The sequence below is a fragment of the Nostoc sp. genome (assembly GCF_041747015.1).
GTDB lineage: Bacteria > Cyanobacteriota > Cyanobacteriia > Cyanobacteriales > Nostocaceae > Nostoc.
In genome coordinates, this window is sequence record NZ_JBGTFY010000176.1 from 53,368 (window position 1) to 59,600 (window position 6,233).

Consider the following 6,233-nt stretch of genomic DNA (forward strand, 5'->3'; position numbering starts at 1 on the left):
GATCTGTGTAGCTTGTAGTTAGTGACTTTAGCGCTCACTAACTACAGCTTTGCATAAAATAGAAAAATTTCAAAAATTGAGGTTGATATGGAAGATAGATTTAAGCCAATCGAGTGTAATGATCATGATGTTTTGGACTTCGTAGACAATACAAAGTTGCTAAATTGAAACAAGCAATGGATGCTTCATCTAATTCTGCGCTAGAATGTACATTGAATCAAGAATTAACTAGGCAAGGAGTAGAGATAAAACAGTCTCAGATTGTGAGTTGGTTTCAGGATGGTATGGATTGCAAAATTTTAACATTAGGTTCTCAAAGCTGGAAAAAGGGGAGAGTGAAAATTAAAATAAGTGTTGAATTTTATGTTGATGATGAAGATGTACAAACAACTAACAGCAACAATTTAGAAATCACCGAACCCGACTCGCCTCTTGATGATCTTCGCCGCATGATTTACGAGTAAAATTAATCAATCAAAATTTACATAATGTTAGAGGCGGCTGTCAGTCTTGTTTAACCCCGAAAGGAAATAGGCGATGCCTACGCAATCGCGCCACAGTAATTTTGATTAATATTTTTAAAGACAGTATGAATTTCTCCTCGCTATGTTACGACTAACAGAAGTAAAGCTCCCCCTTGATCATCCTGAAGATGAGATCAAGACTGCTATCCTCAAAAAGCTGCAAATCACAGATGAAGAATTGATCAGCTATTCCATCTTCAAACGGAGCTACGATGCCCGTAAGAAGGCAGAGATCAGCCTTGTTTATATTCTGGATGTAGAAACGACTCAAGAGACTCATCTACTCAAGCGCTTGAAAAAAGATCTCCATGTGATTGCCACGCCAGACATGAGTTATCGCCCAGTGGCACGAGCTAGCAGTAATTTGACGATTCGCCCCATTGTGATCGGTACAGGGCCTTGCGGCTTGTTTGCAGGTTTGATGCTCGCGCAAATGGGCTTTTGCCCAATCATTTTAGAACGTGGGAAAAAAGTCCGCGATCGCACCGTTGATACTTTTGGCTTTTGGAAGAAAAAATCAGACTTCAACCCAGAATCCAATGCCCAATTTGGCGAAGGTGGTGCGGGTACATTCTCTGATGGCAAACTCTATAGTCAGGTCAAAGATCCTCAGCATTATGGACGCAAGGTGTTAACCGAGTTGGTCAACGCGGGAGCCTCATCAGAAATTCTCTATATCAACAAACCGCATATCGGCACATTCAAACTGGTGGGAATCGTCCAAAGTATCCGCGCTAAAATTGAATCCCTGGGCGGTGAAATTCGCTTTGAAAGTCGGGTGGAAGATATCAACATCGAAAATGGACAGGTGCGGGGAGTTACCCTTGCCAGTGGAGAATATATCGCCAGCGATCATGTGGTTCTGGCGGTAGGCCACAGCGCCCGCGATACCTTCCAAATGCTATTTAATCGTGGGGTTTACATTGAGGCTAAACCATTTTCCATCGGCTTTCGGGTGGAACATCCCCAGTCTCTGATCGACCAATGTCGTTTTGGGGTTCAGGCTGGTCATAAGATTTTAGGTGCTGCTGATTACAAACTGGTTCACCACTGCCAAAATAATCGTTCCGTCTATAGTTTCTGTATGTGTCCGGGGGGCTTGGTGGTTGCAGCCGCATCAGAGCCGGGGCGACTTGTCACCAATGGGATGAGCCAATACTCTCGCAATGAGCGCAATGCTAACAGTGCGATCGTTGTGGGCATCACCCCCGAAGATTATCCGGGTAACGCCTTGGCGGGAATTGACTTTCAACGGCGCTTAGAAGAACGGGCTTTTGAGTTGGGCGGCGGGACTTATGAAGCTCCAGGGCAGTTGGTGGGAGACTTTCTCAACCATCGCCCCTCTACAGCGTTAGGTACTGTGAAGCCGTCTTATACACCTGGGGTACATTTGGGTGATTTGAGTGAGAGTTTACCAGATTATGCGATCGCAGCCATCCGTGAAGCACTTCCCGCTTTTGAAAAACAAATTAAAGGATTTGCGATGGACGATGCTGTGTTGACTGGGGTGGAAACCCGCACTTCATCACCGATTCGGATTAAACGCAATGAAGATTATCAGAGTTTGAATACAGTCGGACTTTATCCGGCTGGTGAAGGCGCGGGATACGCAGGGGGAATCCTCTCGGCGGGTATCGATGGTATTAAGGTGGCGGAGGCGGTGGCTTTAAGTATTTTGAGGAATTGCGGTAAGCTGTGAAGATTGCATTATACAAGTTTGCTGTAATAATGAACTTAACGAGTTAACAGACGGCATTAATAAACCTCTGAAAATCAGTAATATTAAAAAGGTTTTAAAATGAAATTTTACTCGGTGCTAGTACGCAAAATTTCAGGATGAAATAATGATTCAATCACTACAAAAACTATTTACCTTTGATGAATATTTAGAGTTTTTAGAAACACAACCGGAAAACATTCGTTATGAATTACACGATGGAGATATTATTCAAATGCCGCCACCATCAGGCAAACACGAGCAAATAGTAGCATTTTTAACAATGATCTTAGGGTATGAGTGTCTTCGTCTTAAACTTTATTACGGTATACCTAAAACCGCCACAGTGAAGCCAGAAAATAAAATGTCTGGGTACTATCCTGATGTTTTATTAATGAATTTTTCTAACTTGGGTAATGAACCATTATGGGAAAAACAATCTATCCTTAGTAAACCAGATTCAATTCCATTAGTGATTGAAGTCGTCAGTACTAACTGGAGAGATGATTATCATAAAAAGTTTGCTGACTATGAAGAAATGGGTATTCAAGAATATTGGATTGTCGATTATGCTGCTTTGGGTAGCAAGGAATTGATAGGCGATCCCAAACAGCCAACAATCACAATTTACTCTTTAAGTGATGAGGGTGAATATCGTGGTAAACAGTTTAGACAAGACGACCGTATAGAGTCGCCAACATTTCCAGATTTAAATCTAACTGTTGAACAAATTTTTTCAGTGCGTTATTGATAAAAACCTATTCGCCGCACTGATAATCGCCAAAAAGAATGCAGAGGATGATTTGCGATCGCTACTAGAGAAGCTATTTATTAACAAAATTGGGAACACTAAATTACTCAAAGGTCTATGGAGATGTTTAGTCAAATGTCGAATTTATCGGGTATTGAAAGAATCAAACTAGAAAAATTATTAGAGATGTCAAGTGGCTACGTTCTTAATTTTTCAGATAGAACATTTGATGATTATGTTCTAGAAAATACAGGTCTTAATATATATGAAGATAAATACATTGGCGCAGGTACATCAAAAGCAAAGAGGCTCAGATCATTTTGGAGACTAGAATCTAATCATATTGTTGGAAAATTGTTATTAGCTCTTTTAGAATATTGGAAATCCAGAAATACGTCTGATGATTTTTATCAGATAACAGAAGATAAGCAAAAATTGTTTGATGAATGTTTTCAAATCTCTCAAAGATTGGTGAATGATACACAGCTTGAAGAAATTCAAAACTCAACCTCAAATATCCTTTTTGAGAAAATTCAGAACGAAATAATCAAAGAAATTGAACAAGCTAAATTTACAATTTGGATTGCAGTGGCTTGGTTTACAGATAAGAAAATACTTGATAAATTAATTGTCAAAAAACAGGAAGGTTTAAACATACAGTTAATTATTTGTGATGACGAAATAAATAATAATTCTGGTCTAGATTATACAAATTTTGAAACTTATAAAGTACCAAAAACCGGAAAATATGAAAATATAATGCATAACAAGTTTTGTGTGATTGACTTGAATAGAGTTATTCACGGTTCATATAACTGGACTAATAAAGCTAAATTTAATGGTGAAACAATTGATAATTCTTTGAATCGTCAAGAAGCAGAAAAATTCGCCGAGCAATTTATTAAATTAAAAAGGTTAGCATCATAATAAGAAAATTTGATAATAGATAAACCTTAAAATAAGGAATTGCCATTATCAAGTTTTTAATTGCAACCAACTATTGTACTAACCTTGATATCAACGATATCAACATTTAATTTTTTACGAAGAACGTTAAAAATTGCTGTTAAATTATCCATAGTAGGATTTCCTTTTGCAGAAAGCATCCTATGAAGACTTTTACTTGGTTTAGAAGTTTCAATTGCAAGTTCTTCAAAACCTACAGTCCCATTCACAAGTTCTTTCAATATAAGTCTTGCAGTGTCTGGTTCACCATTAACGAAAAGAGTAATTGCTTCCTTAAATAAAGCTGTTGCAAATTCAGGATCATGTTGAACTCTTAAGTTAACTGTTTCTTTAAAGTCTCTAGTAAGTTCCATATTAGCTACCTCTTCTTAGACCCTTTGCCTTTCTCTTCACTAGCTTCTTTTTTTCTGTTTTTGTACTCTTCGTACAATTCCTTAGCCCGATCAATATCAGCTTCCTGAGTTTTCTTTGTTCCGCCACCAAATAAGACTATAAGTTGCTTGCCTTCTTGAGCAAGATAAATTCGATATCCAGGCCCCCAATTGATTTTATACTCGCCAATTCCGTCAAACCATTTTACATTCGATGTATTGCCCAACTCAAGTCGTGACTTAGCCACTGTCACTTTAACCGCAGGAAAAGTATCTAAGCTATCGAACCATTCTTTATAAGGACTAGAACCATCTTCTTTAATGTATTCTTGAACTTTCATACTACACACGACTATATAGTAACTTATATGTTACTATCTGTCAAGCCGGAAAATATACGTCGCCTACGCGAGTTGATTAACAATTCTAAAACCGATAGCGATGACTAGCCAAAAGCCGTTGTAACCATATCTAAAAATTCCCTGTTGTGCGATCGCGGCGACGGGGAATTGTCTTTTGTAGGCTTATCTAAGTATAAAAAGCTTAATTTGTATCAGGTTTAGATTTTTATCTAAGTAAAAAGTTTGTGGCACCTATAAGCTATACGAGCTAAGGTTTTCAGCCGATTGAATGGGAAAAGTTTCTTGCATTTTAGCAGTTAGAATAGGCTGCTGAGAGCGATCGCCTTCATCTAAATTGCAAAATTAGTACAGTTCATATTTCATTAACTGACAAGGCAACGCTCCGTTATACACTGCAATCCGTTGGGATGATTTCAGTCCAATCGATTGAGACAGTTCCTTGTTACCACTCAGCACAAATGCAGTCCAACCTTTGAAGCGTTGTTTCAACACATCGCCCAAAAGTTTATAGAACGCCCCTAAATCGCTATCTCGCCCCAGCCGTTCGCCGTATGGTGGATTGCAGAATAAAATCCCACTGTCTGCGGGGGCGACAACATCGGCAAGTTCCATTTGAGAAAACCATACATGGTTATCAACGCCGCAGTTTTGAGCATTGTTAATCGCTTGCTCAATTATATTTTCATCGCGATCGCTTCCCCAAATAGGTGCGGGAAGAGTATCTAGTTGGCTGTCCTTAGCTTCTTGGAGCAACTTTTCTAAAAGGGAAAGGTCAAAATCGAGCCAATTTTCAAATCCAAAGGACTCACGAAACAGTCCTGGTGCTATGTTGAGTGCTTTTAAGCTTGCTTCCAGAGGTAAAGTGCCAGATCCACAGAGAGGATCGTAGAACATCTGGTCTGGCTGCCAGCCCGAAAGCTGAATCAGGGCAGCAGCCAGAGATTCTTTTAGAGGGGCTACTCCAACCGCAGGGCGATAGCCTCGGCGGTGCAGACTATTTCCAGAACTGTCGAGTTTCACGGTACAACTGTCGCGCTCAATATGAACATTGATCCGCACATCTGGGTCATGAAGCTCTACATTTGAACGCTCGCCCAGATTTTCTTGCTGCTGATCAACGATCGCATTTTTGATCTGGAGAGATGTGAAGTGGGTGTGATTGAGGCGATCGTTTTTGCCTGTGGTATTCACCGCCAGCGTCATGTCTGGCGTTAAATAGTTTTGCCAATCAATGCTCTGGATACCGCGATAGAGATCCTCAGCATCAAGACAGGGAAAGTCATGGATATTCACCAAGATTCGGAACGGCAGCCTAGCCCAGAGGTTGACGCGATAAAGTAGAGTGCGATCGCCTTTAAAAGCTACACCACAAAACCCTGGCTCTACGGAATCGGCACCGAGCTGCTCTAACTCCTGAGCCGCGAGGGTTTCTAATCCGCGAGCAACCGTTGCAAAATACTGATTCATTCTCTAAACCAAAGCATTGTCTTCACTGCTGACCCATTCACGCACTTTAGCTTACAGCAGTTTTCATGTATTTGA

Annotated in this window: 7 protein-coding genes; 4 read left to right on the top strand and 3 right to left on the bottom strand. The window is 40.1% G+C overall.

Features of this window, described 5'->3' with window-relative positions; translation table 11 throughout:
* Positions 1-164: 164 nt before the first annotated feature.
* The 4 genes from ACEW80_RS14435 to ACEW80_RS14450 all read left to right on the top strand — a co-directional run bounded on the left by ACEW80_RS14435 (position 165) and on the right by ACEW80_RS14450 (position 3,919).
* Complete coding sequence (locus ACEW80_RS14435; RefSeq protein ID WP_373527248.1) at positions 165-464, top strand: KGK domain-containing protein; 300 nt, start codon at positions 165-167, stop codon at positions 462-464.
* Positions 465-606: 142 nt separating this feature from the next.
* Positions 607-2,223 carry an NAD(P)/FAD-dependent oxidoreductase gene (locus ACEW80_RS14440; RefSeq protein ID WP_373527249.1) on the top strand — a complete coding sequence of 539 codons (1,617 nt, stop codon included), beginning with the start codon at positions 607-609 and terminating at the stop codon, positions 2,221-2,223.
* Between the two features lie 145 nt (positions 2,224-2,368).
* Positions 2,369-2,992 carry a Uma2 family endonuclease gene (locus tag ACEW80_RS14445; RefSeq protein WP_373527250.1) on the top strand — a complete coding sequence of 208 codons (624 nt, stop codon included), beginning with the start codon at positions 2,369-2,371 and terminating at the stop codon, positions 2,990-2,992.
* 135 nt (positions 2,993-3,127) lie between these two features.
* Positions 3,128-3,919 carry a phospholipase D-like domain-containing protein gene (locus tag ACEW80_RS14450; protein ID WP_373527251.1) on the top strand — a complete coding sequence of 264 codons (792 nt, stop codon included), beginning with the start codon at positions 3,128-3,130 and terminating at the stop codon, positions 3,917-3,919.
* 56 nt (positions 3,920-3,975) lie between these two features.
* On the opposite strand, the gene ACEW80_RS14455 is transcribed toward ACEW80_RS14450, so the two are convergent.
* From ACEW80_RS14455 to ACEW80_RS14465, 3 genes are all read right to left on the bottom strand, one after another.
* Entirely contained in the window at positions 3,976-4,311 is a 336-nt protein-coding gene (locus tag ACEW80_RS14455) for a DNA-binding protein (RefSeq protein WP_292748428.1), read from the bottom strand.
* A gap of 5 nt (positions 4,312-4,316) precedes the next feature.
* Positions 4,317-4,670, bottom strand: coding sequence for a type II toxin-antitoxin system RelE/ParE family toxin (locus tag ACEW80_RS14460; RefSeq protein WP_335020471.1), 354 nt, complete (start codon positions 4,668-4,670; stop codon positions 4,317-4,319).
* Between the two features lie 363 nt (positions 4,671-5,033).
* A complete protein-coding gene (locus ACEW80_RS14465) occupies positions 5,034-6,158 on the bottom strand; it encodes a class I SAM-dependent RNA methyltransferase (protein WP_373527252.1) in 1,125 nt (374 codons plus the stop codon).
* Positions 6,159-6,233: the final 75 nt, after the last annotated feature.

Bases quoted from the DNA above. Each gene is read 5' to 3' on its own strand.
- ACEW80_RS14440 (WP_373527249.1), top strand. From the start codon at position 607: ATGTTACGACTAACAGAAGTAAAGCTCCCCCTTGATCATCCTGAAGAT.
- ACEW80_RS14445 (WP_373527250.1), top strand. From the start codon at position 2,369: ATGATTCAATCACTACAAAAACTATTTACCTTTGATGAATATTTAGAG.
- ACEW80_RS14450 (WP_373527251.1), top strand. From the start codon at position 3,128: ATGTCGAATTTATCGGGTATTGAAAGAATCAAACTAGAAAAATTATTA.
- ACEW80_RS14460 (WP_335020471.1), bottom strand. From the start codon at position 4,670: ATGAAAGTTCAAGAATACATTAAAGAAGATGGTTCTAGTCCTTATAAA.
- ACEW80_RS14465 (WP_373527252.1), bottom strand. From the start codon at position 6,158: ATGAATCAGTATTTTGCAACGGTTGCTCGCGGATTAGAAACCCTCGCG.
- ACEW80_RS14455 (WP_292748428.1), bottom strand. From the start codon at position 4,311: ATGGAACTTACTAGAGACTTTAAAGAAACAGTTAACTTAAGAGTTCAA.